This is a genomic window from Tepidimonas sp., from assembly GCF_036824975.1.
GTDB lineage: Bacteria > Pseudomonadota > Gammaproteobacteria > Burkholderiales > Burkholderiaceae_C > Tepidimonas.
Map to the genome: position 1 here is coordinate 1 of NZ_DAISZC010000005.1, position 2,338 is coordinate 2,338.

Consider the following 2,338-nt stretch of genomic DNA (forward strand, 5'->3'; position numbering starts at 1 on the left):
GTTGAAAGGTTGACATGGATATTGCCGCGTGGATCGAACGCTGGGGCGAACCCGCTGTGCTGGCATGGGGCGGGCTGATCCTGGGCCTGGGCTTTGGCTTTTTTGGTCAGCGATCGAAGTTTTGCCTGCGCGCGGCGGTTATCGAGTTCTGGCACCGGCGCTTCGGCGACAAGCTGGCGGTGTGGCTGCTGGCGTTTGCCACCGCGGTGGTGGCGGTGCAGGGGATGGTGTTGCTCGGATGGCTGGATGTCTCCAGTGCACGCCAGCTGGCCACGCGCGGCAGCCTCTCCGGCGCCCTGATCGGCGGCCTGCTGTTTGGCCTGGGCATGGTGATGACGCGCGGCTGTGCCAGCCGCCTGCTGGTGCTGTCGGCCAACGGCAACCTGCGTGCGTTGCTGTCCGGCCTGATCTTCGCCGTCACCGCGCAGGCCTCACTGGGTGGGGTGCTGGCGCCTTGGCGCGAGGCGGTCAGCGGCTGGTGGGTGGTCGAGGGTGGCCCGTCGCGCGATCTGCTCGCGTGGCTGGGCGGCGGGCCCGGCCTGGGCCTGGCGTTCGGGCTGGTGTGGATGGCGGCGGCCGTATTCTTCGCGGTGCGCAGCGGCTGGGGCTTCTGGAAGTGGTGTGGCGGTGCGGCCACCGGGCTGATGGTGGCGCTGGCATGGGTGTTTAGCTACCAAGTGATGACGCACTCTTTCGAGCCGGTGCAGATTCAGGGCATGACCTTCAGCGGCCCGTCGACCGAGTGGCTGATGCGTGTGCTGGCCGAGGCCGACAAGCCCTGGTCGTTCGGACTCGGGCTGATGCCGGGGGTATTTCTAGGCTCGCTGGCCGGTGCCCTGGTGGGGCGCGAATGGAAGTTGGAGGGCTTCGGCGGCGCCTATACCATGCCGCGCTACATCGTGGGCGCGGTGCTGATGGGCTTCGGCTCGATGCTGGCGGGCGGCTGCGCGGTGGGGGCGGGGATGACCGGTGGCTCGATCTTCGCGGTGACGGCGTGGCTGACACTGGTGGGCATGTGGGTCGGGGGCGGTATCGCCGACCGGCTGATCGACCGGCCACAGCATCGCCCGGCTATGGCAGCGGTCACGCCAGCCTCCGTCGGCGACGTGGCCCGTGCGCCCTGAAGCATCTCGCGGCGGCAGCGGCACCACTCAATAGCGCTGCGCGGTGCGGGTGCGTGCCAGGGCGACCCAACACAGCGCGGCCACGCCCAGCAGCAGCGCCGGAAAGCCGACGCGCGGTGCCCATTGCAGCGCGGCACCGGCCAGCGATGGCGCCAGCACACCACCCAGGGTGTAGGCCATCACCAGCACCGCGGTGCTGTTGACCAGCGTCACCCCGCGCTCGCGCGCGCCGATGTCGATCATCGCCAGCGTGTACAGGCACCCGCCAGCACCGCCCCACAGAAACGCCACCGGCCAGGCCAGCCACGGCATGTTGGCCACCCACGGTAGCGCGAGGGAGGCCAGCAGCGTCACGGTGGCACTGGCCCGCATCAGGCGCAGCCGGGCGCCACCGGCGCTACCGCATTGGCTGTCGCGCCGGCCCAGCCGGTCGGCCAGCACGCCGGCGGGCAGCATCAGCAGCGCACTGCCCAGGCCACTGGCCGACACCAGAAGCGCCGCTGCCGCTGTGCCCAGCCCAAGGGCCAGACCGTACAGCGGCAGGATCGACGTGAGTCCGCTTTCGAAGAAGCCGCCGCAGAAGCCGGCGGCGATGATCACCGGGTGCGCCCGTAGGGCCTGCCGGACGCCGCGCCAGCCGACGGCGGCGCTGGCTGTGTCGGCCGGCGTGGGCAAGGGAGGGATGGCCAGCAGCCACAGCAGTCCGGTTGCCATCAGTCCCACCGCCAGCGCCAGCGCCGTGACGCTGGCCGGCCCCACGGCGGCCAGCAGCGAGGGGCCGATGACGAACGTCGCCCCCACCAGGGTCTCGAACAGACCCACCGCGCGTCCACGCAGATGCGCCGGCGCGAATTCGGCCACCAGCGCCTCGGCCAGTACCCAACGCAGGCCCGAGGCCATCCCCGCCAGCAGTTTCAGGGCAAACCACAGCGGCAGGGCCGTGTCGGCCGGCAGCGGCAGCGCATAGCCCAGCCCGGCCAGCACCGGCACCGTACCCGACAGCCACAGGGCGCGCCGCCGCCCCAGCGCGCGCGTCAGCGCCGACGCAAACGGCGTCATCAGCAAAATACCCACCCAGGCGCTGGCGGCGAACAGCCCGGTCAGCGCCGTTGGTGTGCCCTGCGCCGTCAGCCGCAGCACCAGCCACGGGGTCAGCATGAAATAGCCGACCAGCTCGAAGAAGGTGGCGCCGAAAATGGCCAGCAGGCCCCGCG

General features: G+C 71.0%; 2 protein-coding genes. One reads left to right on the plus strand and one right to left on the minus strand.

Annotation, left to right across the window (positions count from 1 at the left end; genetic code table 11):
* The first annotated feature begins 14 nt into the window (after positions 1–14).
* On the plus strand, positions 15–1,124 hold the full coding sequence (locus V7Z54_RS01250; protein ID WP_334133759.1) for a YeeE/YedE family protein: 1,110 nt from the start codon (positions 15–17) through the stop codon (positions 1,122–1,124).
* Between the two features lie 27 nt (positions 1,125–1,151).
* Here the strand turns inward: V7Z54_RS01250 and V7Z54_RS01255 are convergent.
* A partial coding sequence (locus V7Z54_RS01255) for an MFS transporter (RefSeq protein WP_334133760.1) occupies positions 1,152–2,338 on the minus strand: 1,187 nt, incomplete at its 5' end.